This window comes from Pseudomonas fragariae (ex Marin et al. 2024), assembly GCF_059621105.1.
The window spans coordinates 1,315,816-1,342,194 of record NZ_CM184369.1; the positions used below are offsets into that span (position 1 = coordinate 1,315,816).

Annotated in this window: 26 protein-coding genes and 1 pseudogene; 16 read left to right on the forward strand and 11 right to left on the reverse strand. The window is 59.4% G+C overall.

The features are described from left to right. The first annotated feature begins 161 nt into the window (after positions 1-161). Genes moaC through moaE form a run of 3 tightly spaced genes read left to right on the forward strand, consistent with a single transcriptional unit; the run spans position 162 to position 1,341 of the window. The gene (gene moaC / locus AC54XV_RS05950; RefSeq protein ID WP_003341741.1) at positions 162-647 is read left to right on the forward strand and encodes a cyclic pyranopterin monophosphate synthase MoaC; all 486 of its coding nucleotides are present in this window, start codon (positions 162-164) and stop codon (positions 645-647) included. Next, positions 644-889, forward strand: a complete 246-nt coding sequence (moaD, locus tag AC54XV_RS05955; RefSeq protein WP_004406746.1) for a molybdopterin converting factor subunit 1 — start codon at positions 644-646, stop codon at positions 887-889. Before moaC ends, moaD begins: the two co-directional genes overlap by 4 nt. Positions 890-891: 2 nt before the next feature. After that, complete coding sequence (moaE, locus tag AC54XV_RS05960; RefSeq protein ID WP_004406744.1) at positions 892-1,341, forward strand: molybdopterin synthase catalytic subunit MoaE; 450 nt, start codon at positions 892-894, stop codon at positions 1,339-1,341. A 3-nt stretch (positions 1,342-1,344) separates the two neighbouring features. Here the strand turns inward: moaE and rhlB are convergent, their stop codons facing one another. Both rhlB and AC54XV_RS05970 read right to left on the reverse strand, forming a co-directional pair. After that, entirely contained in the window at positions 1,345-2,802 is a 1,458-nt protein-coding gene (rhlB, locus tag AC54XV_RS05965; protein ID WP_496718129.1) for an ATP-dependent RNA helicase RhlB, read from the reverse strand. A gap of 115 nt (positions 2,803-2,917) precedes the next feature. After that, on the reverse strand, positions 2,918-3,577 hold the full coding sequence (locus AC54XV_RS05970) for an alpha/beta hydrolase (protein ID WP_011266805.1): 660 nt from the start codon (positions 3,575-3,577) through the stop codon (positions 2,918-2,920). A gap of 485 nt (positions 3,578-4,062) precedes the next feature. On the opposite strand from AC54XV_RS05970, the gene AC54XV_RS05975 reads away from it, so the two are divergent. The 5 genes from AC54XV_RS05975 to AC54XV_RS05995 all read left to right on the forward strand — a co-directional run bounded on the left by AC54XV_RS05975 (position 4,063) and on the right by AC54XV_RS05995 (position 9,623). After that, entirely contained in the window at positions 4,063-5,091 is a 1,029-nt protein-coding gene (locus AC54XV_RS05975) for an amino acid ABC transporter substrate-binding protein (RefSeq protein ID WP_024639989.1), read from the forward strand. 70 nt (positions 5,092-5,161) lie between these two features. Beyond that, positions 5,162-6,343, forward strand: a complete 1,182-nt coding sequence (locus AC54XV_RS05980) for an amino acid ABC transporter permease (protein WP_011266807.1) — start codon at positions 5,162-5,164, stop codon at positions 6,341-6,343. A gap of 10 nt (positions 6,344-6,353) precedes the next feature. Next, positions 6,354-7,451 (forward strand): amino acid ABC transporter permease, encoded by a 1,098-nt coding sequence (locus tag AC54XV_RS05985; protein ID WP_011266808.1) that lies wholly within the window; start codon positions 6,354-6,356, stop codon positions 7,449-7,451. Positions 7,452-7,461: 10 nt separating this feature from the next. Further along, positions 7,462-8,226: an amino acid ABC transporter ATP-binding protein gene (locus AC54XV_RS05990; RefSeq protein ID WP_003408905.1), complete on the forward strand. Its 765-nt coding sequence runs from the start codon at positions 7,462-7,464 to the stop codon at positions 8,224-8,226. Positions 8,227-8,393: 167 nt separating this feature from the next. Further along, the gene (locus AC54XV_RS05995; protein WP_024652199.1) at positions 8,394-9,623 is read left to right on the forward strand and encodes a CynX/NimT family MFS transporter; all 1,230 of its coding nucleotides are present in this window, start codon (positions 8,394-8,396) and stop codon (positions 9,621-9,623) included. 42 nt (positions 9,624-9,665) lie between these two features. On the opposite strand, the gene AC54XV_RS06000 is transcribed toward AC54XV_RS05995, so the two are convergent. Further along, a complete protein-coding gene (locus AC54XV_RS06000) occupies positions 9,666-10,604 on the reverse strand; it encodes an aromatic alcohol reductase (protein ID WP_032656271.1) in 939 nt (312 codons plus the stop codon). Between the two features lie 48 nt (positions 10,605-10,652). Between AC54XV_RS06000 and AC54XV_RS06005 the strand changes: the two genes are divergently transcribed. The 4 genes from AC54XV_RS06005 (at position 10,653) to AC54XV_RS06020 (ending at position 13,007) form a co-directional block, all read left to right on the forward strand. Beyond that, entirely contained in the window at positions 10,653-11,096 is a 444-nt protein-coding gene (locus tag AC54XV_RS06005) for a winged helix-turn-helix transcriptional regulator (RefSeq protein WP_011266811.1), read from the forward strand. 88 nt (positions 11,097-11,184) lie between these two features. Then, complete coding sequence (locus tag AC54XV_RS06010; protein ID WP_004406721.1) at positions 11,185-11,676, forward strand: nuclear transport factor 2 family protein; 492 nt, start codon at positions 11,185-11,187, stop codon at positions 11,674-11,676. Continuing rightward, positions 11,669-12,010, forward strand: coding sequence for a GIY-YIG nuclease family protein (locus tag AC54XV_RS06015; protein WP_024652202.1), 342 nt, complete (start codon positions 11,669-11,671; stop codon positions 12,008-12,010). The genes AC54XV_RS06010 and AC54XV_RS06015 overlap by 8 nt, the downstream gene beginning before the upstream one ends. 64 nt (positions 12,011-12,074) lie before the next feature. Continuing rightward, the gene (locus AC54XV_RS06020) at positions 12,075-13,007 is read left to right on the forward strand and encodes a glutathione S-transferase family protein (RefSeq protein ID WP_024652203.1); all 933 of its coding nucleotides are present in this window, start codon (positions 12,075-12,077) and stop codon (positions 13,005-13,007) included. 61 nt (positions 13,008-13,068) lie between these two features. On the opposite strand, the gene AC54XV_RS06025 is transcribed toward AC54XV_RS06020, so the two are convergent. Together AC54XV_RS06025 and yejK are read right to left on the reverse strand one after the other, a co-directional pair. Further along, positions 13,069-13,419 (reverse strand): glutaredoxin family protein, encoded by a 351-nt coding sequence (locus AC54XV_RS06025; RefSeq protein ID WP_004406715.1) that lies wholly within the window; start codon positions 13,417-13,419, stop codon positions 13,069-13,071. A gap of 5 nt (positions 13,420-13,424) precedes the next feature. Further along, on the reverse strand, positions 13,425-14,426 hold the full coding sequence (gene yejK / locus AC54XV_RS06030) for a nucleoid-associated protein YejK (RefSeq protein WP_011266815.1): 1,002 nt from the start codon (positions 14,424-14,426) through the stop codon (positions 13,425-13,427). 393 nt (positions 14,427-14,819) lie between these two features. On the opposite strand from yejK, the gene AC54XV_RS06035 reads away from it, so the two are divergent. Continuing rightward, entirely contained in the window at positions 14,820-15,101 is a 282-nt protein-coding gene (locus AC54XV_RS06035; RefSeq protein WP_004406710.1) for an HU family DNA-binding protein, read from the forward strand. A gap of 543 nt (positions 15,102-15,644) precedes the next feature. Here AC54XV_RS06035 and rlmF read toward each other — a convergent pair. Next, entirely contained in the window at positions 15,645-16,631 is a 987-nt protein-coding gene (rlmF, locus tag AC54XV_RS06040) for a 23S rRNA (adenine(1618)-N(6))-methyltransferase RlmF (protein ID WP_011266817.1), read from the reverse strand. A 156-nt stretch (positions 16,632-16,787) separates the two neighbouring features. After that, entirely contained in the window at positions 16,788-19,634 is a 2,847-nt protein-coding gene (locus tag AC54XV_RS06045) for a valine--tRNA ligase (protein WP_496718133.1), read from the reverse strand. Positions 19,635-19,821: 187 nt separating this feature from the next. On the opposite strand from AC54XV_RS06045, the pseudogene AC54XV_RS06050 reads away from it, so the two are divergent. Next, positions 19,822-20,765 (forward strand): annotated as a pseudogene (locus AC54XV_RS06050) (RHS repeat-associated core domain-containing protein). A gap of 43 nt (positions 20,766-20,808) precedes the next feature. Here AC54XV_RS06050 and AC54XV_RS06055 read toward each other — a convergent pair. The 3 genes from AC54XV_RS06055 to AC54XV_RS06065 are packed head-to-tail and all read right to left on the reverse strand — an operon-like array spanning position 20,809 to position 23,228. Continuing rightward, positions 20,809-21,243, reverse strand: coding sequence for a hypothetical protein (locus tag AC54XV_RS06055; RefSeq protein WP_024660495.1), 435 nt, complete (start codon positions 21,241-21,243; stop codon positions 20,809-20,811). A gap of 7 nt (positions 21,244-21,250) precedes the next feature. Next, positions 21,251-21,679 (reverse strand): DNA polymerase III subunit chi, encoded by a 429-nt coding sequence (locus tag AC54XV_RS06060; protein WP_002552284.1) that lies wholly within the window; start codon positions 21,677-21,679, stop codon positions 21,251-21,253. Positions 21,680-21,737: 58 nt separating this feature from the next. Further along, positions 21,738-23,228, reverse strand: coding sequence for a leucyl aminopeptidase (locus tag AC54XV_RS06065; RefSeq protein ID WP_032656277.1), 1,491 nt, complete (start codon positions 23,226-23,228; stop codon positions 21,738-21,740). A gap of 319 nt (positions 23,229-23,547) precedes the next feature. On the opposite strand from AC54XV_RS06065, the gene lptF reads away from it, so the two are divergent. Both lptF and lptG read left to right on the forward strand, forming a co-directional pair. Continuing rightward, positions 23,548-24,675, forward strand: coding sequence for an LPS export ABC transporter permease LptF (lptF, locus tag AC54XV_RS06070; RefSeq protein ID WP_003316899.1), 1,128 nt, complete (start codon positions 23,548-23,550; stop codon positions 24,673-24,675). Continuing rightward, complete coding sequence (gene lptG, locus AC54XV_RS06075) at positions 24,662-25,723, forward strand: LPS export ABC transporter permease LptG (RefSeq protein WP_004406700.1); 1,062 nt, start codon at positions 24,662-24,664, stop codon at positions 25,721-25,723. The genes lptF and lptG overlap by 14 nt, the downstream gene beginning before the upstream one ends. A gap of 128 nt (positions 25,724-25,851) precedes the next feature. Here the strand turns inward: lptG and AC54XV_RS06080 are convergent, their stop codons facing one another. Then, a complete protein-coding gene (locus AC54XV_RS06080; RefSeq protein WP_003365337.1) occupies positions 25,852-26,064 on the reverse strand; it encodes a cold-shock protein in 213 nt (70 codons plus the stop codon). Positions 26,065-26,379 lie beyond the last annotated feature (315 nt).

Genomic DNA, 26,379 nt, shown 5'->3' on the forward strand with positions numbered 1-26,379 from the left:
TAAGTGGCAAGCTGCAAGCTGCAAGTGGGGAACTACGGTGTAAGTGGGTCCCTCGCGTGTAGCTTGTAGCTTGTAGCTTGCAGCTTGCAGCTTGCAGCTTGCAGCTTGCAGCTTGCAGCTTGCAGCTGCCACACTTCTTGCTTCTGCCAAGGAGTAACGTTGTGCTCACTCATCTCGATTCCCAGGGTCGCGCCAATATGGTCGATGTCACGGATAAAGCCGTGACGTCCCGAGAGGCGGTGGCCGAAGCTTTCGTACGCATGCTGCCGACGACGCTGCAAATGATCGTCAGCGGTGGTCATCCCAAGGGTGACGTGTTTGCCGTCGCGCGAATCGCCGGCATTCAGGCGGCGAAGAAAACCAGCGATCTGATCCCGCTTTGCCATCCGTTGATGCTCACCAGCATCAAGGTGCACCTCGCCGCTGAGGGTGATGATGCCGTGCGCATCACTGCGAGCTGCAAGCTGGCCGGGCAGACCGGTGTGGAAATGGAAGCCCTGACGGCTGCCAGTGTTGCCGCGCTGACCATTTACGACATGTGCAAGGCGGTGGACCGCGGCATGGTCATCGAGTCGGTTCGGCTGCTGGAAAAGCTGGGCGGCAAGAGCGGTCACTTCATTGCCGACCAGGCACAGGTTTCCTCATGAAGGTTCAGGTTCAGTATTTTGCCCGTTACCGTGAAGTCCTGGGCCTGGACAGCGAGTCCGTTGAAGGCGAGTTCGCCACGCTGGACGCATTGCGCCAGACGCTGCTGCAGCGCGGCGAGGTCTGGCAAGTGCTTGCCGAACAGAACCTGATGTGTGCTCGCAACCAGGAGCTGTGCAAGCCGACCGAACCATTGGCCGATGGCGATGAAGTCGCGTTCTTTCCGCCCGTGACCGGAGGTTGATGATGAGCGTTCGTGTCCAGGCAGAGGCTTTCGACCCCGGCACTGAAGTCAACGCGCTGCATGCCGCGAATCTGGGCATCGGCGCGGTGGTCAGTTTTGTCGGCTATGTTCGGGATTTCAATGAAGGGCGTGAAGTGTGCGGCATGTTTCTCGAGCACTATCCGGGGATGACCGAAAAGGCACTGGCAAAAATCGTTACCGAGGCCGAACAGCGCTGGCCGTTGCTGCGCGTTGACGTACTGCATCGGGTTGGCGCGCTGGAGCCCGGCGAGCCGATCGTATTCGTCGGCGTTGCCAGCGCGCACCGTCAGGCGGCGTTCGAAGCCTGTGATTTCGTCATGGATTACCTCAAGACCCGCGCGCCGTTCTGGAAGCGTGAAAACACGTCAGAAGGCACGCGCTGGGTCGAAGGTCGTCACAGCGATCACCAAGCGGCTGATCGCTGGAAGTAAGCATCAGGCGTTGCTGCGCACCACAGCCCTGAGCAGATGAGTCGGCGGTGTCTCGCAACTGATCTTGCGGCCCAGTTTTTCCTCGATGGCGGGCAACTGGTAAGAGTCATCCTCACCGGCAAAGCTGATCGACACGCCATCGGCGCCAGCGCGACCGGTACGGCCGATGCGGTGCACGTAATCGTCCGGCACTTCGGGCAGGGTGAAGTTGATCACGTGACTGATGCCGTCGATGTGAATGCCGCGACCGGCCACATCGGTGGCGACCAGCACGCGGATCTTGCCTTCGCGGAAGCCTTCAAGGGTTTTGATGCGCTTGTGCTGAGGCACATCGCCTGACAGCTGCGCCGCGTTCACGCCATCGCGCACCAGGCGCTCTTCGATGCGTCGGACTTCGTCCTTGCGGTTGGCGAAGACCATGACCCGTTCCCAACCGTTGTCGGTCACCAGGTTGTAGAGCAGCTTGTACTTGTCGGCACCGGCGACGGCATAGATATGCTGTTCGACGTTGTCGCTGGCAACATTCAACGATTCGATCTCGACGATGGAAGGGTCCGTCGTCCACTGCTTGGCGAGGTTCATCACGTCTTCGGTGAAGGTCGCGGAGAACAGCAGGGTCTGGCGCTCACCCTTGTGCGGCGTCTGACGAATGATCTGGCGTACCTGCGGGATAAAGCCCATGTCCAGCATGCGATCGGCTTCGTCGAGGACCATCACTTCGACCATATCCAGATGCACTTCGCCGCGCTGGTTGAAGTCCAGCAGGCGGCCTGGCGTGGCGACCAGGATGTCGCAGTGGCGCGCTTCGAGTTGTTTGAGCTGCTTGTCGAAGTCCATGCCACCGACGAAGGTCATGACGTTCAGGTTGGTGTACTTGGTCAGGTCGGCGGCGTCTTTGGCGATCTGTACCACCAGCTCGCGGGTCGGAGCGATGATCAGCGCGCGCGGCTCACCCATGTAGCGTTCTGCAGGCGGCGGCGTCTGGGTCAGTTGCTCGATGATCGAGATCAGAAACGCCGCGGTCTTGCCGGTGCCGGTCTGGGCGCGTCCGATCGCATCCTTGCCCTTGAGGGTGAAGCCCAGTACGCCCGCCTGGATCGGTGTGCAGTACGGGAAGCCCAGGTCCTGAATCGCGTGCATCAGTTCAGGCGCGAGGTTGAAGTCATGGAAGCGGGTCTTGCCTTCCTGGGGTTCGACGACGAAATCCTCGAGTTTCCATTCCGGGACGGGCGGTTTGGCTACGCGTTCGCGGCGCGGGCGCTCGGCCCTTCGCTTGTCGGTGCGCGGCGCTCTGGCTTTGGAGGGCTCGCTGGTCGTGTCCAGAGCCTGAGTCTGGACAGCATGATCCGGTGTGTCGCCTGTGGCAGCGGGAGAGGCGGGAATAGAGGTTATCGGAGTAGGCGCAGGCTGCTCAGCCTCGCTCTTACCGAACATCTTTTTAAGTGCTTTGAGCACGGTCATCTCATCAATTGGTTAAGGAATGTACGCCGAGCAGTGTAAAGCAAGAACCGTGCTCGGCGTAGTGCCATCCATGGCGAGCTACAAAAGCGGTCCGTCGCAAGGGGTTCAGAGCGCTTCAGCGAAGCCTTTCAGCCAGCCAGACGCCGATGTCGCGAATTTCCTCCGGTAACACTTGATGCTCCATTGGGTATTCCTGCCATTCAACGGTTACACCCTGGGCGGTGAGATGGTCGTAGACGGCGCGACCCATCGGATAAGGCACCACCGCGTCGTGCTTGCCGTGCAGGCAGTAGGCCGGGATGCGTTGCTGACTCGCTGACAGGGTCATCTCGTTGCTGAATGTAGGGGCATAAGTGGACAGCGCGAGTACGCCGCCCAACGGACCCTGCCAGCGGCGGTAGCCGGCATGCAAGACCACCGCGCCACCCTGGGAAAAGCCGGCCAGGAAGATTCGTGCCGGGTCGATGCCGCTGTCGCGCTGCTGCTCGATCAGGTCCAGCACCTTCTGCGCCGAGGCTTCCATCTGATCATGGTCAATGGCCCTGGCCTCTGAACTCATGGACTTGATGTCATACCAGCTGGGTATTGCATAACCGCCATTGACGGTCACAGCACGTGTCGGTGCCTGAGGCAGTACGAAGCGGGTGGTGCGCAACGACTCCTGCAGCGCTTCGGCGACCGGCAGAAAATCATAGCGGTCGGCGCCCAATCCATGCAGCCAGATAACGCAGGCGTCGGCGGGGCTGGAAGGTTCAATGATCAAGGAATCGCTCATGACTGCTCCATTTGTGTGCGCGGGCTCTTTTTGAGCGCATTAATAAGGTGCGCAGGTAGATTAAAAATGAAAGAAGATGTCGCAAGGTTACAAGTTTTTGTCTTGACCTGTCGCTAATTCGACTTAGCCAGCATGCTGGTACGGGCTTTGCTACAGCAGCATTGGCGTCGAGTCGCTCACATCGTTCGGTAACACTATAAGGCTATTACTTATAGCGATCGAAAAGCAGCTCGGGAGTCCATGCGTCAGGATTCGCGGCACGATTCAACCTGTACCGCTCAGGTCCGGGAAAATCATGGGGTTTCAGTCCACGGGGCCGATTCTGAATCATGAAGACGAATGACGGGATGATCCTGCAGGCAATTCATGATTCAGGCCCAGCGTCGCATGACCCAAAAATAAGCCAGCACGGGTTATTAGCGCCTCACAAAGGTGCGACGCGACTGAAACACCTACACAACAAAGAGCAAACTGGAGGTTTTTGAATGAAGATGTTGAAATCCACCCTGGCTGTCGTCACTGCCTTGGCCGCATTTGGTGTGATCGGGGCTGCAAACGCCGGTACCACCCTTGACGCTATCAAGAAGAAAGGTTTTATCCAGTGCGGCGTCAGCGATGGCCTGCCAGGGTTTTCCGTTCCGGACTCTACCGGCAAGATCACCGGTATCGATGCTGACGTCTGCCGCGCAGTAGCCGCCGCAGTATTCGGCGACGCCACCAAGGTCAAGTTCAGCCAGTTGAACGCCAAGGAGCGCTTCACCGCACTGCAATCGGGCGAGATCGACATCCTTTCGCGTAACACCACCTGGACCAGCTCCCGCGACGCGGGCATGGGCCTGGTGTTCACCGGCGTGACTTACTACGACGGTATCGGCTTCCTGGTAAACAACAAGCTGGGCGTCAAGAGCGCCAAGGAACTGGACGGTGCAACCATCTGCATCCAGGCCGGTACCACTACCGAGCTGAACGTCTCCGACTACTTCCGCTCGAACGGCCTGAAATACACCCCGATCACCTTCGACACCTCCGACGAAAGCGCCAAGTCGCTGGAAGGCGGCCGTTGCGACGTGCTGACTTCCGACCAGTCGCAACTTTACGCGCAGCGCAGCAAGCTGGCCAAGCCGGACGATTACATCGTGCTGCCTGAAGTGATCTCCAAGGAGCCTCTGGGCCCTGTCGTGCGTAAAGGCGACGAAGACTGGTTCTCGATCGTGCGCTGGACCCTGTTCGCCATGCTCAATGCCGAGGAAGCCAAAATCACTTCCAAGAACGTTGAAGCTGAAGCCAAGTCGACCAAGAACCCTGACGTAGCCCGTATGCTCGGCGCAGACGGCACTTACGGCAAAGACCTGAAGCTCGAGAAAGACTGGGTCGTGCAGATCGTCAAGCAGGTCGGCAACTACGGCGAAGTGTTCGAACGCAACCTGGGCGAAGGCACCCCGCTGAAAATCAAGCGTGGCCAGAACGCTCTGTGGAATGCCGGTGGCATCCAGTACGCTCCACCTATTCGTTGATTGACCCGGCGCCCGACAGGCTTCCCAGCCTGTCGGGCGTTGTTCTGTTGGATTTTTCCTGGGGCATTTCATGGAAAAGCAAATCGTCGCACCCAAGCAAAAGCTCTCTCTGAGCGATCCGAAAGTGCGCGCGTGGTTATTTCAGATCATCACTGTCGTGGCGGTGATCGCGTTGGGCTGGTTCATTTTCGACAACACCCAGACCAACCTGCAACACCGTGGTATTACCTCGGGTTTCGGTTTTCTTGAGAACAGTGCCGGTTTCGGTATCGCTCAGCACCTGATCGACTACAGCGAAGCGGACAGCTATGCCCGTGTGTTCGTCATCGGCCTGCTGAATACCTTGCTGGTGTCGGTTATCGGTATTGTCCTGGCGACCTTGCTGGGCTTTGTCATTGGTGTCGCTCGCCTGTCTCCGAACTGGATGATCAGCAAGCTGGCCACCGTGTATGTCGAAGTCTTCCGCAACATTCCGCCATTGCTGCAGATCCTTTTCTGGTATACCGCCGTATTCCTCACGCTGCCTGGTCCGCGTCAGGCGCATGGCTATCTGGACATGTTCTTCGTCAGCAGCCGCGGGCTCAACATGCCCAGAGCATTGCCTGCCGAAGGCGCCTGGGCATTCCTGATCAGTCTGGTGGTTGCCGTGATCGCCATCGTGATGATGGTGCGCTGGGCCAACAAGCGCTTCGAAGCCACCGGCCAGCCGTTTCACAAGTTCTGGGTCGGCCTGGCGTTGTTGCTGGTTATCCCCGGTCTGAGCATGCTGATCTTCGGCAGCCCGGTGCATTGGGAGCTGCCGCAGCTGAAGGGCTTCAATTTCTCGGGCGGCTGGGTGCTGATCCCTGAACTGATCTCCCTGACCCTGGCACTGACTATCTATACGGCGGCGTTCATCGCTGAAATCGTGCGTTCCGGCATCAAGTCGGTCAGCCATGGCCAGACCGAAGCTGCTCGCTCATTGGGCCTGCGCCCTGGGCCGACGCTGCGCAAGGTGATCATCCCGCAGGCGCTGCGCGTGATCATTCCGCCGCTGACCAGTCAGTTCCTGAACCTGGCGAAGAACTCTTCGCTGGCAGCCGCCATCGGCTACCCGGAAATGGTTTCCCTGTTCGCCGGTACGGTGCTCAACCAGACCGGGCAGGCCATTGAAGTCATTGCCATCACCATGAGCGTGTACCTGGCGATCAGTATCAGCATTTCCCTGCTGATGAACTGGTACAACAAGCGCATTGCGCTGATCGAGCGGTGAGGAAAAGCGCATGACAACTCATACTTTCAAACCTGATATGCCACCACCGGGCAAAGTGTTCGGCCCGATGGCGTGGATGCGGCAGAACCTGTTCTCCAGCTGGATCAACACCCTGCTGACCCTGTTCTCGCTGTATCTGATCTATCTGGTCGTACCACCGATCATCAGTTGGGCCCTGCTGGACGCCAACTGGATCGGCACGACCAAGGCAGACTGCACCAAGGCGGGCGCCTGCTGGGTGTTCATCGAGCAGCGCTTCGGTCAGTTCATGTATGGCTACTTCCCCAATGAACTGCGCTGGAGGGTCGACCTGACCGCCATCCTGGCGATCGTCGGCGCTGCGCCGCTGTTCATCTCGAAGTTTCCGCGCAAGGCTGTCTACGGTATTGCCTTCCTGGTGATCTACCCGGTTGTCGCGTTCTACCTGCTGCATGGCGGCGCGTTCGGTCTGACCAACGTACCGACCAGCCAGTGGGGCGGTCTGATGCTGACCCTGGTGATCGCCACCGTGGGTATCGTCGGTGCCTTGCCGCTGGGTATCCTGCTGGCGCTCGGTCGTCGTTCCAACATGCCGGCCGTGCGTGTGGTGTGCGTGACCTTCATCGAGTTCTGGCGCGGCGTGCCGCTGATCACCGTGCTGTTCATGTCGTCGGTGATGCTGCCGCTGTTCATGCCAGAGGGCATGAACTTCGACAAGCTGCTGCGTGCGCTGATCGGCGTCATCCTGTTCCAGTCGGCGTACATCGCTGAAGTGGTGCGTGGCGGCATGCAGGCCATTCCCAAGGGCCAGTACGAAGCTGCCTCGGCGATGGGCCTGGGTTACTGGCGCAGCATGGGTCTGGTGATCCTGCCGCAGGCGTTGAAGATGGTCATTCCCGGCATCGTCAACACCTTCATTGCCTTGTTCAAGGACACCAGTCTGGTGATCATTATCGGTCTGTTCGACCTGCTCAACAGCGTCAAGCAGGCTACCGCCGACCCGGCATGGCTGGGTATGGCCACTGAAGGCTACGTCTTCGCGGCCCTGGTGTTCTGGATCTTCTGTTTCGGTATGTCCCGCTATTCCATGCATTTGGAACGTAAGCTGGACACAGGCCACAAGCGTTAGGAGTTTTGTGATGAGTGAAGTTATCAATAAGCCTCTGGGCGCTGAAGGCATGATCCGCATGGAGGGCGTACACAAGTGGTACGGCCAGTTCCATGTACTCAAGGACATCAACCTGAATGTGCGCCAGGGTGAACGTATCGTGCTGTGCGGCCCGTCGGGCTCGGGCAAGTCGACCACCATTCGCTGCCTCAACCGTCTGGAAGAGCACCAGCAGGGTCGCATCATTGTCGATGGCACCGAACTGACCTCGGACCTCAAGCAGATCGAGACCATCCGCCGCGAAGTGGGCATGGTGTTTCAGCACTTCAACCTGTTCCCGCACCTGACCATCCTGCAGAACTGCACCTTGGCACCGATGTGGGTGCGCAAGATGCCGAAGAAGAAAGCCGAAGAAATCGCCATGCACTATCTGGAGCGTGTGCGGATTCCGGAGCAGGCCCACAAGTTTCCGGGTCAGCTTTCCGGTGGTCAGCAGCAGCGTGTGGCGATTGCCCGTGCCTTGTGCATGAAGCCGAAAATCATGCTGTTCGATGAACCGACGTCGGCCCTTGACCCGGAAATGGTCAAGGAAGTGCTCGACACCATGGTCGGTCTGGCTGAAGAAGGCATGACCATGCTGTGCGTGACCCACGAAATGGGCTTTGCCCGTACCGTGGCAAACCGGGTGATCTTCATGGACAAGGGCGAAATCGTCGAACAGGCCGCGCCGAACGACTTCTTCGATAACCCGCAGAGCGACCGTACCAAGCTGTTCCTCAGTCAGATCATCCACTGAGTGGACTTCTGCTGAACAAGGAAACCGGGCCCTGTGCCCGGTTTTTTTATGCCTGTCGTTGCTGTGTGGGTTGTATGCAATTGATCTGAACCTTGTATTCGCGATGATTCTCCAACAGGATACCGCCCCCCTGAAAAGGGTCGACATACTTGATGACCGAGAAACTGATGACTGCCAAGGCTCAACTCAGCCCCCAACCGACTGCCGATCAACCTCATTCTGCCTTGAAGCGCCCCTGGCTGTTGCTGCTGGGTCTGGTGCTGGTCGCCCTCAACCTGCGCCCGGCGTTGTCCAGCATTGCGCCGCTGCTTGACACGGTGTCCGACAGCCTGGGCATGTCCGCTGCCGAGGCCGGACTGCTGACCACCTTGCCGGTTTTGTGCCTGGGCCTGTTCGCGCCGCTCGCACCGATCCTCGCCCGCCGGTTTGGCAGTGAGCGGGTGGTCATGGTGGTGCTTCTGACACTGGCTGCAGGCTTGGCAGTGCGCAGTCTGTTTGGTCAGGTCGGGCTGTTTGGCGGCAGCCTGCTGGCGGGTGCGAGCATCGGAATCATCGGCGTGTTGCTGCCGGGTATCGTCAAACGTGATTTTCCGCACAAGGCCGGAGCCATGACCGGTGTCTACACCATGGCCTTGTGCCTGGGCGCGGCCATTGCAGCCGGTTCGACGGTACCGCTCAGTCAGTACGTGGGTGGCAGTTGGCAGATTGGCCTGGGTTTCTGGCTGGTTCCGGCACTGATTGCCGCCGCATTATGGTTTCCGCAGGCGCGTGAAGTGCATGGCACGCATCGCGATGTTTACCGGGTCCGTGGTTTGTTGCGTGACCCGCTGGCCTGGCAGGTCACGCTGTACATGGGCCTGCAATCGTCGCTGTCGTACATCGTCTTCGGCTGGTTGCCGTCGATCCTCATCGGTCGCGGCCTGACGCCCACCCAGGCCGGCCTGCTGCTGTCCGGCTCGATCATTGCGCAGGTCATCAGCGCGCTGGCGGTGCCTTATCTGGCCACACGCGGCAAGGATCAGCGTCTGGCGATCATGCTGGTCATGTCGCTGACCCTGATCGGTCTGTTCGGCTGCCTGTATGCGCCGCTTGGCGGGCTGTGGGGCTGGGCGATCCTGCTGGGGATCGGGCAGGGCGGCACGTTCAGTCTGGCGCTGGCCTTGATCGTCCTGCGCTCGCGCGACTCACATGTCGCCGCCAACCTGTCGAGCATGGCGCAAGGCGTCGGCTACACCATCGCCTCGACCGGCCCGTTTGCCGTGGGCGTGGTGCATGACATGACCGGCAGCTGGAGCGCGATTGGCTGGATCTTCGCGGTACTCGGGCTGGGCGCCATCATCGCGGGCATGGGCGCCGGTCGGGCGCTGCAGGTGCAGGTCAGTAGCGAGAAGGTTTGATGTTCGATGATTGATGATCGTGCGACCCGGGCTTGAGTTGCTTCAGGTCTGGGTCAGATTGGCCCGTGCCCATTGTTCGGCACGGGTGACGCTCAGCCCTGATTTCGCGTTGTAGGTACTGGCGACGTCCCATGCCACGCCTCGGCCCATGGCAAAGACTGCCCGGTATTTGCGCAGATTGTCATCCGGCATTTCCGTCAGATCAGCTTGCAACTGCGCAACACTCCATACGTGCCGCTCGATGTCGCGCCCCGTGACACGCTCCACCAGATCGGCCAGCCCGGCGTACGTCAATGTGTCGCCAGCGGTGTACACCACCTGATTCACGATGCGCGGCTCGTGCATCACGATGGCAGCAGTCAGCCTGCCAATGTCCTCTGCGGTCGTGACTGTCACGGCAGTATCGAGGCTGCCCAGCGCATTGATCCGCCCGCCTTGCAGATCGACGACACCGAACGCGGGATCGAACAGGAAGCTTGTAAACATGCCGGTCGAAACGATCACCCATTCGGTGCGCTGCTGGGCGCGCAGCTTTTCTCGCACATCGAGTTGTTCATCGAACAGATCCTGAGGGCTGCCCCGGCCGATAAGGTCGTAGTCAACGCCGAACTGCCAGGGCAGGTAGCGTTTTATGCCGGCCTTGAGCGCTGCATCGGTCAGTTTGCGTTGAGTGCCCCGGCCAGCGGCAAACCCCGCACAGCTGATTACCGTGTCGTAGCGCGTCATGACAGTGGCAAGTTCGTCCACGCTGGCAACGGCCAGATCGGCTGTTTCGATGGCAATGTCCAGCGCGCGGATTTCTTCGATTTCCACACGCTTGGCAGGCGCCTGAGTGCTCAAGCTGCTCTGGCGTAGCAGCACGGCAATGCTCAAGCCATGTGCCCCGGCTTTCTCGACCAGCCCTCGCAACACCGCGAGCCCAAGCTCTCCTGCACCTATTACCAGAATGCGTTGTTTGACGTTTGCGTTATCGGCTTGCATGGTGATCCCTTTGGACAGCCTTTCAATTCAGGCGGGAGAGATGCTGGCATGCCTGTCGACATACAAAAAGTAGGCACATCGGTGATACCGGGCGGGCTGGACGCGCAGGAAGTGGTCAGACGCTCCGAAGCGGCCTGTGCTGCGCTCAGCGATGATGAGGATGGTCTCAAGCGTGACATTCTCGGCCACGCCGGTAATCGCTGGTCATTGGGCGTGGTCCATGCCCTTGGCGTCAGCAGCCCTTTGCGCCACGCCCAATTGCGCCGAAAACTGCACGGTGTCACCCAGCGCATGCTCACTCATACCTTGCGCCAGCTCGAACAGGACGGGTTGATCACCCGCCACGACTACCGCGAGAAGCCGCTCAGGGTGGAATATTCGTTGACCGACCTGGGCATGGGGCTGCTGGTACAGATGATTCCGCTGTGGACTTGGGTGATTGAAAATTCGGAGGCGTTCAGTGCGGCGCGAAATCGTTATCTGGACAGGTAAACGTGATGGCTGATGCGCCATCAACCCCTCGCCATTTTCTTCGGCGCCGCTTATCGTGCACGAATAATTCGCCAAGGGATGTGCACGCATGAACTACGAAGAACAAAGTCAGGCCAACAGCGCACTGATCACCCGGTTTTATGAGGCGTTTGCGCAGCTGGATGCCGAGGCGATGAGTGCCTGCTATACCGATGACGTGTTGTTCAGCGACCCTGCCTTTGGTGAATTGCGCGGTGCTCAGGTCGGTGACATGTGGCGCATGCTGACTTCCCGGGCAAAGAATTTTTCGGTGGTCTTCGATCAGGTGCGAGCCGATGACCAGACTGGCAGTGCGCACTGGGTGGCGACGTACCTGTTCAGTCAGACCGGGCGCACGGTGGTCAACGATATTCAGGCCCGTTTCGTGTTTCGTGATGGCAGGATCTGCGAGCATCGCGATCATTTCGATATGTGGCGCTGGTCGCGCCAGGCCCTGGGTTTGAAGGGCCTGTTGCTTGGCTGGACGCCTTTGGTGCGCAACGCCGTCAGGGCTCAGGCGCTCAAGGGCCTGAAGACCTTTTCAGAGAGCCGCCGTGCCTGAGGTCGCCTGCACCGCCAGTGCGTCGACTGCCGAACAGGCGGTCGGCAAACCCTGGTTTGTCTATCTGGTGCGCGCTGCCAACGGCTCGCTGTACTGTGGCATCAGCGATGATCCGCAGCGGCGGTTCGCTGCGCACCAGAGCGGCAAGGGCGCGCGCTTTTTCTCTTCGAGTCCGGCGATGGCGCTGGTCTACGTTGAACAATGGCCCAGCAAGGGCGAGGCGTTACGCCATGAGCGGCTGATCAAGAAGCTCAAAAAAAGCGCCAAAGAGGCGTTGGCTGCCAGCTACGTAATGTCACCGATCCATGCGCGTGATGGTGTCCCATCAGTTTGAGGTCGTGGGCGGCCAGGGTACTGCGGGTTAAGCTGTGTTTTTCCCATGTGCACAGAGGCTGAACATGTCCGAGTTGATCCTTCACCACTACCCCACCTCGCTGTTCGCCGAAAAAGCCCGTCTGATGCTGGGTTTCAAAGGCCTCACATGGCGTTCGGTGACTATCCCTTCGATCATGCCCAAGCCTGACCTGACTGCATTGACCGGCGGTTATCGCAGGACCCCGGTATTGCAGGCCGGAGCGGACATCTACTGTGATACGGCGCTGATGGCGCGGCGTCTGGAGCAGGAAAAAGCTTCGCCAGCGTTTTACCCGAAAGGGCAGGAGTTCACGGTTGCCGGCCTGGCCGCCTGGGCCGACTCGGTGCTGTTCATGCATGCCGTGAGTCTGGTATTTCAGCCTGAATCAATGGCTGTGCGCTTCGCCAAGGTGCCGCCAGACGCCGCCAAGGCCTTCGTCGCCGACCGTTCGACGCTGTTCAACGGCGGCACTGCGTCGCGCCCGCCTGTGGAGCAGGTCAAGCACCAATGGCCCACTCTGATGTCACGCCTGGAGCTGCAACTCTCGCACGGCGGTGACTTCCTGTTCGGCGTAGCGTCGATTGCCGATTTCTCGGTTGCCCATACGTTGTGGTTTCTCAAGCAGACGCCGGTGACCGCACCCTTTGTCGATGAGTATCCGAGTGTCAGGGCCTGGCTCGATCGTGTGCTGGGTTTTGGTCATGGCACGTTCAGCGACCTGAGCTCGGCAGATGCCATCGAAATCGCCAGAAACGCCACGCCTGCGCCATTGCCCGATGAAACTCTCGTCGATCCAAATGGCTTCAAGGCAGGTGAAAAGGTTGCGGTTTCTGCGGTCGACTATGGCGTCGAAGCGGTTGAGGGCGAGCTGGTATTTAACGGCCGCGAAGAGCTCATCCTGCGCCGCGAGGACGAGCGTGCCGGTGTCGTGCACGTACACTTCCCGAGAATGGGCTATCGGATCGAGAAGCGCTGAGGTTCAACGATGCTCTGCGTCGCAAAGAGGACGCGGAGCGTTGGCACGCTAGCCAGGCGGGTTACTTCAACGCCGCCAGTATCTGATCCGGGTCAAACCCCCGGATCAGTGTGCCGTTGACGTCGATCAGCGGGATGCCTCTGCCACCCAGCGCTTCATAGGCCTTGCGGCCTTCTTCCGACTTCTCGATGTCGAACTCCTGATACGCAATCCCCTTGCTGTCCAGAAAACGCCGGGTCTGCTTGCAGTAGCCGCACCAGTCAGTGGCGTACATCACCACTTTGGCCTGGCTGTAGCTCTGTGCGACGTCTGCCGGGGGCGGGTTGACGAAGTGCTCGATCCTGCCCCAGTTCTGGTAAATCACGACCACCAGCATGATCAGGGCAAACTTCTTGAGGGTACGCAGCAGCATCTCGGTTACCGTCGCTTCAACTGGTCGGTCAGTTGCGTCGGCAGCCCTTTGATGATCAGGGTACCGGCGCTTTCGTCGTATTCGATCTTGTCGCCCAGCAGGTGGGCTTCAAAACTGATCGACAGGCCCTCGGCGCGGCCGGTGAAGCGGCGGAACTGGTTGAGGGTGCGCTTATCCGCCGGTATTTCCGGGGACAGGCCGTAATCCTTGTTGCGAATGTGATCGTAGAAGGCACGCGGACGCTCTTCGTCGATCAGCTCTGACAGTTCCTCCAGGCCCATCGGTTCGCCCATCTTGCTCTGACTGCTGGCGTAGTCGACCAGAGTCTTGGTCTTCTCGCGGGCCGATTCTTCCGGCAGGTCTTCGCTTTCGACGAAATCGCTGAACGCCTTGAGCAGCGTGCGGGTTTCGCCGGGGCCATCCACGCCTTCCTGGCAACCGATGAAGTCGCGGAAGTACTCGGAAACCTTCTTGCCGTTCTTGCCCTTGATGAACGAAATGTATTGCTTGGACTGCTTGTTGTTCTGCCACTCGGAAATATTGATTCGGGCGGCGAGGTGCAACTGACCAAGGTCCAGGTGCCGGGACGGGGTCACGTCCAGTTCGGCATTCACTGCCACGCCTTCGCTGTGGTGCAGCAGGGCGATGGCCAGGTAGTCGGTCATGCCTTGCTGATAATGGGCGAACAGCACGTGGCCACCCACTGACAGATTGGATTCTTCCATGAGCTTTTGCAGATGCTCGACTGCCATTCGGGAGAACGCCGTGAAGTCGCTGCCGCCGTCGATGTATTCCTTCAGCCAGCCACTGAATGGATGTGCGCCGGACTCGGGATGGAACAGGCCCCATGCCTTGCCCTGTTTGGCGTTATAGCTTTCGTTGAGGTCGGCCAGCATGTTCTCGATGGCCTGGGACTCAGCGAGTTCGGAGTCGCGTGCATGGAGAACAGCGGGCGTACCGTCGGGTTTCTTCTCGATCAGGTGGACGATGCAGTGACGGATCGGCATGGGCTTCTCGGCTGAAAAAGGTGAAGAGCGTGCAGCTCGTTGCAAGATGCCCAGTGTAACGCACGCATGCGCCTGATGGCCCCGGACGGGCTGGTTTTCGCCAGCAGCGAGTGTTTGCTGGGTATTTTTTGTGCAATTAACATTAAAACCTGACCAAAAGGATAGGTAGAGGCGGATATTTGCCCGGCTCTGTGCTAGTTTTGCGCGGTCTTGCGCACTTAGCGCGTCAAGCGTGCAGTTAGCGCACACGTAGGTCGAACCATTACCCGGTTTCAGTATCTACACTTTCGCGATTAATCGTGGCTGCTAGCGGGTGGCCAGGTTCGTTGCCTGGCCACGGGCCGACGTTGCGCTCTGCAATCCAAATGAATTTGATAGGGAAGGAACACCACCATGGCTCTTACTAAAGACCAATTGATCGCCGATATCGCTGAATCTATCGAAGCGCCAAAAACCACCGCGCGTAATGCTCTTGAGCAATTGGGCCAAATTGTTGCCGACCAATTGGAAAACGGCGTGGAAATCACTTTGCCAGGTATCGGCAAACTGAAAGTTGCAGAGCGTCCAGCTCGCACTGGCCGCAACCCTTCGACTGGCGCTGCCATCGAAATCGCTGCCAAGAAAGTTATCAAGTTCGTACCAGCCAAAGTGCTGACCGACTCGATCAACAAGTAAGCAACCGCTTGCTGTGAAAAAGCCGTGCACCGGTTAACCGGGCACGGCTTTTTTGTGGGCGCCTGATTGGACACCTCCCGCAAAGTCGGACGCAGAGCGTCCAGAACGGTCCTCCAGACGCCTATCGTTCCTCACGCTCCACAGCGTGGGAATGCCTTGCGTGACGCTCCGCGTCACAGATCTGTGCCGCACTGCATACTCAAGAGAGGACGCAGAGCGTCCAGAACGGCATGCCGACGCGGAGCGTCGCACGATAGTCGAGATTACGGCCTGCCGACGCGGCGTCGCACGATAGTTGAGATTATCGTTCCTCACGCTCCAGCGTGGGAATGCCTTGCGTGACGCTCTGCGTCACAGATCTGTGCCGCACTGCATATTCAAGAGAGGACGCAGAGCGTCCAGAACGGCATGCCGACGCGGAGCGTCGCACGATAGTCGAGGTTAAGGCATGTCGCTGTGGAGTCGCACGATAGTCGAGATTACGGCCTGCCGACGCGGCGTCGCACGATAGTCGAGATTAGGCGCTTGTTCACGATAGTCGAGTCAGCCTGGTGCGCGCTGTGCCTTGTCGAGGAAGGTCCAGGCCACAAAACGGCTTTGCTTCTGGCCCTGGCCCATTTCCACGACCTTCACTTCCAGCGCGCCGGCTTTTTTCAGGGCGCTGTGGATCGGCGGCAGGTTGGAGGCCTTGGACACCAGTGTGCTGAACCACGCCACCTGGCTCGGCAGCAAGGCGCTTTCCTGGATCAACTGCGTTATGAAGCCGATCTCGCCGCCGTCGCACCACAACTCCTGCGACTGTCCACCGAAATTGAGCACCGGCAGCTTGCGCTTGGGATCAGCCTTGCCCAGCGCCCGCCACTTGCGCTGGCTGCCACGCTGCGCTTCTTCCAGCGAGGCATGGAAGGGCGGGTTGCAGAGGCTGACGTGGAAGCGTTCGCTGCTGTCGAGCAGCCCCAGCAGGATCTGCCTGCGATTGGCCTGCTGGCGCACGCTGATGGCCTTGCTGAGGCCGTTGGCCTTCACAATCGTGGTGGCTGCGGCGATGGCGGTGCTGTCGATGTCCGAACCCACGAACTGCCAGCCATAGTCGCTATGCCCCAGCAACGGGTAGATGCAATTGGCGCCGGTGCCGATGTCCAGCGCCTTGATGGATGCGCCGCGTGGTATCACGCCTTCATTGTCTTCGGCCAGCAGGTCGGCGAGGAAGTGCAGGTAGTCCGCACGTCCCGGAATCGGCGGGCACAGGTAATCCGCCGGAATGTCCCAATGGGCGATGCCATAGAACGCCTTGAGCAGCGCGCGGTTGAACACCCGTACCGCCTGCGGATTGGCGAAGTCGATGCTTTCCTTGCCGTAAGGATTGAGGATCACGAACGCTGCCAGTTCGGGGCTGGATTTGATCAGCTTCGCAAAGTCGTACTGGCCCTGATGCCGATTGCGCGGGTGCAAGGTGGCCTTTTCACGCGGCGCAGCAGGTTTGGCTGGCCGCTGAGGCTTCTTGCGCGGTGGTTTGCGGGTATCGGTCATGGATTCGATGTCAGCCGTGAGGTTGAGTTGCCTGGCTTATTCGCGAGCAAGCGCAGCGTCGCCTTTGGCGTAGTACGCGTTGCTCGCGAATAAGTCAGTACAGAAGTTCAGATAACAAAAAGCCAGCCCATGATCGGGCTGGCTTTTCTGGCCACCTTACAGGCTGGCGATGCGTGCGTGTTGCTCGGCCAGCTTGCCCAGCGCCTGTTCGGCTTCGGTCAGCTTGGCGCGTTCCTTGGCGATGACTTCAGGCGGTGCCTTGTCGACGAAGGCGGCGTTGGACAGCTTGCCGCCGACGCGTTGCACTTCGCCTTGCAGGCGCTGGATTTCCTTGTCCAGGCGCGCCAGCTCGGCCCCTTTGTCGATCAACCCGGCCATCGGCACCAGCACTTCCATGTCACCGACCAGGGCGGTGGCGGACAGCGGTGCTTCTGCGCCTTCGGTCAGTACGGTCATGGATTCGAGCTTGGCGAGCTTCTTGAGCAGGTAATCGTTTTCGCTCAAACGACGCTGATCTTCGGCGCTGACGTTCTTGAGGAACAGTTGCAGCGGCTTGCCCGGACCGATGTTCATCTCGCCACGGATGTTACGCACGGCGAGCATCAGGCCCTTGAGCCATTCGATGTCGTCTTCGGCCGCCTGATCGATGCGTGCTTCATTGGCCACCGGCCAGGGTTGCAGCATGATGGTCTTGCCTTGCGCACCGGCCAGCGGCGCGAGGCGCTGCCAGATTTCTTCGGTGATGAACGGCATGAACGGGTGCGCAAGACGCAACGCCACTTCCAGAACGCGAACCAGTGTTCGGCGTGTGCCGCGCTGACGCTCGACCGGCGCTGTCTCGTCCCACAGTACCGGCTTGGACAGTTCCAGATACCAGTCGCAATACTGGTTCCAGATGAACTCGTACAACGCCTGGGCGGCGAGGTCGAAGCGGAACTGATCCAGCTGGCGGGTCACTTCGGCTTCGGTGCGCTGCAACTGCGAGATGATCCAGCGATCAGCCAGCGACAGTTCGACCGCTTCGCCGTTCTGGCCGCAGTCTTCGCCCTTGTCCAGTACGTAGCGCGCCGCGTTCCAGATCTTGTTGCAGAAGTTGCGGTAGCCTTCGACGCGGCCCATGTCGAACTTGATGTCGCGACCGGTGGACGCCAGCGAGCAGAAGGTAAAGCGCAGGGCATCGGTGCCATAGCTGGCGATGCCGTCGGCGAATTCCTGGCGGGTCTGCTTCTCGATCTTTTTCGCCAGTTGCGGCTGCATCAGGCCACTGGTGCGTTTCTCTACCAGCGTTTCGAGGTCGATACCGTCGACGATGTCCAGCGGGTCAAGCACGTTGCCCTTGGACTTGGACATCTTCTGGCCCTGGCCATCGCGCACCAGACCATGCACATAGACAGTCTTGAACGGGACTTGCGGCGTGCCGTCCTCGTTCTTCACCAAGTGCATGGTGAGCATGATCATCCGGGCGACCCAGAAGAAAATGATATCGAAGCCGGTGACCAGCACGTCGGTGGAGTGGAAAGTTTCCAGTGCCTTGGTCTTTTCCGGCCAGCCGAGCGTGGAGAAGGTCCACAGGCCCGAGCTGAACCAGGTGTCGAGTACGTCGTTGTCCTGCTGCAGCGCGACTTCCGGCCCAAGGTTGTTCTTGGCACGGACTTCGGCTTCGTCGCGGCCGACGTAGACCTTGCCGGACTCGTCGTACCACGCCGGAATGCGGTGGCCCCACCAGAGCTGACGGCTGATGCACCAGTCCTGGATGTCGCGCATCCACGAGAAGTACATGTTTTCGTATTGCTTGGGCACGAACGCGATGCGGCCGTCTTCGACAGCGGCAATCGCAGGTTCGGCCAGCGGCTTGGTGGAGACGTACCACTGATCGGTCAGCCATGGCTCGATGATGGTGCCGGAGCGGTCGCCTTTCGGCACTTTCAGCGCGTGATCATCAACGCTGACCAGCAACCCGGCGGCGTCGAACGCGGCAACGATCTGTTTGCGCGCTTCGAAGCGATCCAGCCCGGCATAGGCTGCAGGCAGCCTGCCGTCGACGCTTTCGTTCAATGTGCCATCAAGGTTGAACACCTGAGCGGCGGGCAATACGTTGGCATTCTTGTCGAAAATGTTCAGCAGCGGCAGGTTGTGGCGCTTGCCGACTTCATAGTCGTTGAAATCGTGGGCCGGGGTGATTTTCACGCAGCCGGTGCCGAACTCGGGATCGCAGTAATCATCCGCGATGATCGGGATGCGGCGGCCTACCAGAGGCAATTCGACGAACTTGCCGATCAGCGCCTTGTAGCGCTCGTCCTGCGGGTTCACCGCAACGGCGGCATCACCGAGCATGGTTTCCGGGCGCGTGGTGGCCACGATCAGGTAATCCAGACCTTCGGCGGTCTTTGCGCCGTCAGCCAGTGGATAACGCAGGTTCCACAGATGACCTTTCTCGTCGTGGTTCTCCACTTCGAGGTCGGAAATGGCGGTGTGCAGCTTGGTGTCCCAGTTGACCAGGCGCTTGCCACGGTAGATCAGGCCGTCTTCATGCAGACGCACGAAAGCTTCCTTCACCGCTTCGGACAGGCCGTCGTCCATGGTGAAGCGCTCGCGGCTCCAGTCGACGGACGAGCCCAGGCGGCGGATCTGGCGGCTGATGTTGCCGCCGGACTCGGCTTTCCATTCCCAGATCTTGTCCAGAAACTTCTCGCGGCCAAGTTCATGACGGCTTACGCCTTGTGCTTCGAGACGACGCTCGACCAGCATCTGCGTGGCGATACCCGCATGGTCGGTGCCCGGTTGCCACAGCGTATTGCGGCCCTGCATGCGACGGAAACGGATCAGTGCATCCATGATCGCGTTATTGAAACCGTGGCCCATGTGCAGGCTGCCGGTGACGTTCGGCGGCGGAATCATGATGGTGTACGAGTCACCCACGCCTTGCGGAGCGAAGTAGTTCTCGGACTCCCAGGTCTGGTACCAGGAAGTTTCGATGGCGTGCGGCTGGTAAGTCTTGTCCATGCGCGGCGGGAACCTGTGGCATTGATTCGGAAACCGGTAAGTATAGACCTGACGGCCAGCGACAAGCCACAGCAGCAGCTGTGAGCTTCAAGCTTCAAGCTGCAAGCTGGTAGTTCTGTCAGTAGGCGGCGTGTCTTCCAGACGGCATGATCGGTATTCAGACTTTACTTGCAGGGCGGATGCTGCCATGGACGATACGCCTGAAGGCAGACGCGTGCTGTGTCGATATCGCTATGACGCGCTGGACCGGGTTGCGGTTGTCGATCCCGATGCACAGGAAGCAGTGTCGCGGTTCTATCAAAAGAAACGTTTGACGGTCGAGATACAGGGTGCAATGCGCCGTCGTGTGTTTCTCGGTGAAGACCGTTTTCCGGCTTCAACGGCGAGCGCGCGGACCCTGTGACCGGGCATTACCTGCTGGGTAACGGCTACCGCGCGTTCAACCCGGTGCTGATGCGTTTCAACCGACCAGACTCGCTGAGTCCATTTGGACGGGGAGGCCTGAATGCGTATGCCTACTGTCAGGGGGATCCGGTTAATCGGAGTGATCCGGGTGGGCACGTCGGGGTCCACATACTCTTTCTCGACAAGTTACCGGACCTGGCGCTTGGCAGAATATTCAGGCACTTGTCTTTCAAGGATATGGCCGCAGTGAGTGGAGCGTCTAATACATTGAATGAGAGAGGAGCCGGGCTGATAGCCTTGCAGTTAAATAAGCGTTTTGTAGACGCCAGTGACCCAGGCGTACTGTCGAACCTTCGCAGCGCTATAAAAAGCGAAACGGGTGTTTTGCCCAGTGTATTCAAGAGTGAAGACTTCAAAACACGATTTGATGAGGTCGTGGCGAACGCCAGCCAAAAAATGAGTGATCGAATCAAGGAGGCCAAGCATGCCGAGCAATCATTCTCTGATAAATTCACGGGTAAACCCAATACCAGTTACGACGATTTCAAGAAAGCATTGGTTAGTAAGCGCAAGGAGCACGAAGGGTCTCTCGAAATGCTGCTAAATATTAATAGAGATGTGGCTAGACGCACGACGCTCATGGGAGCCTGGTACACCCAAATTGGTCTCAAGGGGAAAATGGAGCGGCGCGTAGCAGATATCCGCTCCCTATTGAATACTCCCTGACAGCGTCTCTATGTGCGTGTATTCCAGACTCCTGATCACACGCTCACTTCTGCTGCTGCGCCAATAACCGCTCCAGCCTTGCCTCCAGCCGACGTTTGATTTCGTTTTCGATATGCGGGGCGAAGTCGTCGATGACGTCCTGCATGATCAATCGCGCGGCTGCGCGCAACTCGTTGTCCAGGTGCAGCAACGCATCAGGGTTGGGCAGCGCTTGCGGCTGGGCTGCCTGCTGCGCCTGCGGGGCGGGTGCTGTGTGCGCATCAGGTGTCAGCGTCGGGATGTCGTCTTCGTCGAAGTCCTGTTGATACGCCGCGTCGGGGCGAGCGCCGACAACATCGAACAACAGGGGAATCTGACCTTCGGGACGAGCTGTGTCGTTCGACTGGGGGGAATGTGCGGGGTCATCGCCGAGCAGTTGGCGGATCGACTCGAGGTCGTTCAGCAAGTGCGCGGATTCAGCTTTTTTTGAAGTATCCATCGTGTCCTCAAAGGCGCTGCAGTCGGTGATCTTGCGGAGGATAGCCCTGTTCGCGGTAGGAACGGAAACTCTCGCGTGCGGCAAGACGTATGGCCGGGTCTTCGACAACGACTTCGGCCACGCGGGCGAAACGTTTGAAGAAGGCCGGAATGCTCAGGTCGAGATTGACCAGCAGGTCGCTGTGTTCGCCCGAGTCGTCGCCCAGACCCAGTACCACGGCCGCATCGTGATCGCTCTCGGCGTCGCCATGGGGCAGGAACACTTCGCCTCTGAAACGCCAGAGCCGGGCATCGAGGTCCTCACGCTGCGCAGCATCGCTGCAATGCAGATAGACCTTGTGACCCAGGCGCCAGGCCTTTTCCGTCAGCTTGCAGGCAAAATCCAGGCGGGCCGCAGGATCGGCGCTGGGCAGGATGTAGAAGTCGACTTGAGTCATGTGGGTTCCAGAACCGGAGGCGTATCGACTGTGCAGCCGATACGCCAGGGTCTCTTTCTTATACGCCGGCGCGGTCGAGCAGGTATTGGGTCAGCAGCGGAACCGGACGCCCGGTGGCGCCTTTTTCCTTGCCGCCGCTCAGCCATGCAGTGCCGGCGATGTCCAGGTGAGCCCAGTGGTAGGCCTTGGTGAAGCGCGACAGGAAGCAGGCCGCGGTGATGGTGCCGCCTTTCGGGCCACCGATGTTGGCAATGTCGGCGAACGGGCTGTCGAGCTGCTCCTGGTACTCATCGAACAACGGCAGCTGCCAGGCACGGTCATCGGCCTGTCTGCCCGCGTCGAGCAACTGATTAATCAGCGCGTCGTTATTGCCCAGCAGGCCGGAGGTATGGCCACCCAGTGCAACGACGCAGGCGCCGGTCAGGGTTGCGATATCGATCACCGCCTGCGGCTTGAAACGCTCGGCGTAGGTCAGTGCATCGCACAGCACCAGACGGCCTTCGGCGTCGGTGTTGAGGATTTCGACGGTCTGGCCGCTCATGGTCGTGACGATGTCGCCCGGACGTGTCGCAGTGCCGCTCGGCATGTTTTCGGCACAGGCCAGAATGCACACCAGATTGATCGGCAGCTTCAATTCGAGCACCGCACGCAGGGTGCCGAACACGCTGGCTGCGCCGCACATGTCGAACTTCATCTCGTCCATGCCCGAAGCAGGCTTGATGCTGATACCGCCGGTATCGAAGGTGATGCCTTTACCGACCAGCACGAACGGCTGGTCGCCTTTTTTGCCACCCTGGTAGTTCATGACGATGAGGCGCGGCGGCTGGGCGCTGCCCTGTGCTACCGCGAGGAACGAACCCATGCCCAGATCGGCCAGTTTCTTCTCGTCGTGGACTTCCACTTTCAGGTTCTTGTGTGCCTTGCCCAGTGCCTTGGCTTCTTCGCCCAGGTAGGTCGGGTGGCAGATGTTCGGCGGCAGATTACCCAGGTCGCGGGTCAGCGCCATGCCAGTGGCGATTGCCTGAGCGTGAGTCGAAGCGCGTTCGACGTCGGCCGCCTTGACCTTGTCGGTCAACAGGGTGATTTTCTTCAGGGCACGAACTTCGGCTTTCTGGGTCTTGAAGCGGTCGAAGACGTATTCGCCGTCGGCCAGGGCTTCGACCAGCAGGCGAGCCATGCCATAGGTGTCGCGGTTTTTCACCGACAGGTCATCGAGCGCAATCGCTGCATCGGTGCCGCCCAGGCCCTTGAGGCAGGTGAGCGCTGCGCCGACGATCTTTTTCAACTGACGGTCCGACAGCTCGTCTTCCTTGCCGGTGCCGACCAGCAGAACGCGCTCGGCCTTGATGTTGGGCAGATTGTGCAACAGCAGGCTCTGGCCGACCTTGCCGGCCAGATCGCCGCGCTTGAGGATCAGCGAAACGGCTCCGCCGCTGAGAATATCCACAGTTCTGGCAGCACCGGCCAGTACACGGCTTTCACCGACGGTGACCACCAGCGTTGCGGTTTTCAAGGTTTCTGGGCTTACGCTTTTAACAACCAATTCCATGTGGGGTCCCCGAATAGACGATGAGAGTCGCAATATGAATGTCGTACGCAGCATGGCCCGAGTGTTTTCAGGGGCGATGCCTGCGCTAAGCCTTGCAGTTTGACCCCGCTGCACGACTGCTGACAACCCCGCAGAGCTGCCTGTCTGGCGTCTATGTGCGAACTATCCCCGGTGCGCAGTGACAGAAACACACAATCACAGGATAATGCCGCATATTTTTTGAGGCCCACGCTTTTTGTCGGCGTGAAGCTCTGGTTGCCGTGGCTCACAAATTTTCCCTGTTTGGCTGCCTGAGCCTGACAACTCTGGAGTGTCTGGTTTGATTGTCTTCCGTTATCTGTCCCGAGAAGTGCTGCTTACCTTGAGTGCGGTCAGCGCCGTACTGCTGGTGTTCATCATGAGCGGGCGCTTCATCAAGTACCTGGCGCAGGCCGCGTCCGGTGCGCTCGATCCTGGCGTACTGTTCCTGATCATGGGCTTCCGCCTGCCGGGCTTTCTGCAGGTCATCCTGCCGCTGGGCCTGTTCCTCGGCATCCTCATGGCGTACGGACGCCTGTATCTGGAAAGCGAGATGACCGTGCTGGCCGCAACCGGCATGAGTCAGCAGCGCCTGCTGGCTATCACCATGGGGCCGGCCACGCTGGTGGGTCTGCTGGTCGCCTGGCTGAGCTTCAGCCTGGCTCCGCAGGGTGCGACGCAATTTTCGTTGCTGATCAATCAGCAGGACGCCATGACCGAGTTCGACACGCTGGTGCCGGGCCGTTTTCAGGCGCTGCGTGACGGTACGCGTATCACCTACACCAAGGAGCTGTCGGAAGACCGCTCGCAACTGGCCGGCGTGTTCATCTCGGAAAAGCGCATGTCCAGCGACAAGAGCAAGGACAACGGCATCACCGTGCTGGTCGCGGAGAAGGGCCACCAGGAGGTACGGCCCAATGGCAGTCGCTTCCTGATCCTCGAGAACGGCTATCGCTATGACGGCAATCCGGGGGCTGCCGACTACCGCGTGATCAAGTACGACACCTACGGGGCGATGCTGCCCAAGCCGGAAATCAGTGAGGAAATCACCGACCGTGAAGCCATTCCGACCAGCGAGCTGATCGGCAACCCGGCACCGCGTTCCGTGGCCGAGCTGCAGTGGCGTATTTCGCTGCCGCTGTCGGTGTTCATCGTGACCTTGATGGCCATCCCGCTGTCACGGGTCAATCCGCGTCAAGGCCGTTACCTGAAACTGCTGCCGGCGATCCTTCTGTATATGTCTTACCTGGCCATTCTGATTTCGGTGCGCAGTTCGCTGGAGAAAGGCAAGCTGCCGCTCAGCCTGGGGATGTGGTGGGTGCATGCCATCTACCTGTCCATCGGACTGCTGTTGTTCTATTGGGAGCCTCTGCGCCTGAAGATGGCGAGTCGTCGCAGCGTCACGGAGGTGACTCGTGGTCAAGCTTGATCGATACATTGGCAAAAGCGTCCTGCTGGCGATTCTCGCGGTTCTGGGCATCATTCTGGGGCTGGTCTCGCTGTTCGCGTTCATCGACGAGATGGGCGATATCAGCGACACCTACACACTGGCGGATGCGCTCAGCTACGTCATGCTGACGGCGCCACGTCGCGTCTACGACACCTTGCCGATGGCCGCCCTGATCGGTTGCCTGATCGGTCTGGGTACGCTGGCCAGCAGCAGTGAGCTGACCATCATGCGTGCGGCGGGCGTGTCCATCGGGCGCATCGTCTGGGCGGTCATGAAGCCCATGCTGGTGCTGATGATCGCAGGCGTGCTGGTCGGCGAGTACGTGGCTCCCTATGCCGAGAACCAGGCTCAGGCCGCGCGCTCGCTGGCCCAGGGCTCAGGTGATGCGCAGAGCGCCCGCCATGGTCTGTGGCACCGCCAGGGTGACGAGTTCATCCATATCAACACGGTACAGCCCAATGGCCTGATGCTCGGTGTGACACGTTATCGTTTCGATGACCAGCGCCACATGCAGACCTCCAGCTTTGCCAAAGAAGCCAACTTCAAGACCGATTACTGGGAATTGAAGGACGTCACCACCACGCACTTCAATGACGGCCGCACCGAGGTCATCAACACCCCGGTCGAGCGTTGGGACGTGGCGTTGAGCCCGCAACTGCTGAGCACGGTAATCATGCCGCCCGAGTCGCTGTCCATCAGCGGCCTCTGGAGCTACGCGCATTACCTGGCTGATCAGGGTTTGAGCAATGGCCGCTACTGGCTGGCGTTCTGGACCAAGGTCCTGCAACCGGCGGTGACCGTCGCGCTGGTGTTGATGGCGATCTCGTTCATCTTCGGCCCGCTGCGCTCGGTTACCCTGGGGCAGCGCGTATTTACGGGTGTAGTGGTGGGCTTTACCTTCCGCATCATTCAGGACCTGCTCGGTCCATCGAGCCTGCTGTTCGGTTTCCCGCCGTTGCTGGCGGTGCTGCTGCCAGCTGCCGCCTGTGCGCTGGCCGGAGTACTTCTGTTACGCCGGGCCGGGTAATGCATCAGCCGGACTGAAAAAGCCGACCCCCGGGTCGGCTTTTTCATGGGCGCTTGCTAATCCCGCATGCAAAAAAGCCTCTGGCATCGCTGCCAGAGGCTTTCTTGTAAATGCGTGGTGCGTCGTTCTCAGCCTTCGGCTTGAACTTCGTCAGCCTGCATGCCTTTCTGGCCCTGAACTGCAACGAAGGTAACTTTCTGGCCTTCTTTCAGGCTCTTGAAGCCGTTACCCTGAATAGCGCGGAAGTGTACGAACAGATCCGGCCCGCTCTCAGGAGTGATAAAACCAAAACCTTTTTCGTCGTTGAACCACTTGACGGTACCGCTCTGACGTTCAGCCATTTTCTTATTTCCTTGACGCTTGACTTGAATTGGTTACAGCCTCTTTCGCATGAAAGAGCACTGGGGCTGGTTGCAGGAAGTAAGAAACGTAGAACGGGTTGTAGCAAACCTAGAGCTACTGCCCAGGTCCAGATTCGGCGACCCATGCAAACACAGTCCGGAAACTCTACGCCAACTCTCGTTGCAAATACAATCCCCTTGCCTGGCTCCCTGTTTTCGGGGCTTTGGCCTTATACCTGCAGTGTTTGCATGGTGTGCACGGTGTTTGATCCGTCATAACATTTTGCACTTTATAGGTGCATTTTTTGCATATAT

Bases quoted from the DNA above. Each gene is read 5' to 3' on its own strand.
- AC54XV_RS06080 (WP_003365337.1), bottom strand. From the start codon at position 26,064: ATGGCTGAACGTCAGAGCGGTACCGTCAAGTGGTTCAACGACGAAAAA.
- AC54XV_RS06000 (WP_032656271.1), bottom strand. From the start codon at position 10,604: ATGCAAGCCGATAACGCAAACGTCAAACAACGCATTCTGGTAATAGGT.
- AC54XV_RS05990 (WP_003408905.1), top strand. From the start codon at position 7,462: ATGAGTGAAGTTATCAATAAGCCTCTGGGCGCTGAAGGCATGATCCGC.
- AC54XV_RS06010 (WP_004406721.1), top strand. From the start codon at position 11,185: ATGAACTACGAAGAACAAAGTCAGGCCAACAGCGCACTGATCACCCGG.
- AC54XV_RS06020 (WP_024652203.1), top strand. From the start codon at position 12,075: ATGTCCGAGTTGATCCTTCACCACTACCCCACCTCGCTGTTCGCCGAA.
- AC54XV_RS05980 (WP_011266807.1), top strand. From the start codon at position 5,162: ATGGAAAAGCAAATCGTCGCACCCAAGCAAAAGCTCTCTCTGAGCGAT.
- AC54XV_RS06060 (WP_002552284.1), bottom strand. From the start codon at position 21,679: ATGACTCAAGTCGACTTCTACATCCTGCCCAGCGCCGATCCTGCGGCC.
- AC54XV_RS05975 (WP_024639989.1), top strand. From the start codon at position 4,063: ATGAAGATGTTGAAATCCACCCTGGCTGTCGTCACTGCCTTGGCCGCA.
- rhlB (WP_496718129.1), bottom strand. From the start codon at position 2,802: ATGACCGTGCTCAAAGCACTTAAAAAGATGTTCGGTAAGAGCGAGGCT.
- AC54XV_RS05970 (WP_011266805.1), bottom strand. From the start codon at position 3,577: ATGAGCGATTCCTTGATCATTGAACCTTCCAGCCCCGCCGACGCCTGC.
- moaE (WP_004406744.1), top strand. From the start codon at position 892: ATGAGCGTTCGTGTCCAGGCAGAGGCTTTCGACCCCGGCACTGAAGTC.
- AC54XV_RS05995 (WP_024652199.1), top strand. From the start codon at position 8,394: ATGACTGCCAAGGCTCAACTCAGCCCCCAACCGACTGCCGATCAACCT.
- AC54XV_RS06005 (WP_011266811.1), top strand. From the start codon at position 10,653: ATGCCTGTCGACATACAAAAAGTAGGCACATCGGTGATACCGGGCGGG.
- AC54XV_RS06055 (WP_024660495.1), bottom strand. From the start codon at position 21,243: ATGGATACTTCAAAAAAAGCTGAATCCGCGCACTTGCTGAACGACCTC.
- AC54XV_RS05985 (WP_011266808.1), top strand. From the start codon at position 6,354: ATGACAACTCATACTTTCAAACCTGATATGCCACCACCGGGCAAAGTG.
- AC54XV_RS06025 (WP_004406715.1), bottom strand. From the start codon at position 13,419: ATGCTGCTGCGTACCCTCAAGAAGTTTGCCCTGATCATGCTGGTGGTC.
- moaD (WP_004406746.1), top strand. From the start codon at position 644: ATGAAGGTTCAGGTTCAGTATTTTGCCCGTTACCGTGAAGTCCTGGGC.
- AC54XV_RS06045 (WP_496718133.1), bottom strand. From the start codon at position 19,634: ATGGACAAGACTTACCAGCCGCACGCCATCGAAACTTCCTGGTACCAG.
- yejK (WP_011266815.1), bottom strand. From the start codon at position 14,426: ATGCCGATCCGTCACTGCATCGTCCACCTGATCGAGAAGAAACCCGAC.
- AC54XV_RS06065 (WP_032656277.1), bottom strand. From the start codon at position 23,228: ATGGAATTGGTTGTTAAAAGCGTAAGCCCAGAAACCTTGAAAACCGCA.
- AC54XV_RS06035 (WP_004406710.1), top strand. From the start codon at position 14,820: ATGGCTCTTACTAAAGACCAATTGATCGCCGATATCGCTGAATCTATC.
- rlmF (WP_011266817.1), bottom strand. From the start codon at position 16,631: ATGACCGATACCCGCAAACCACCGCGCAAGAAGCCTCAGCGGCCAGCC.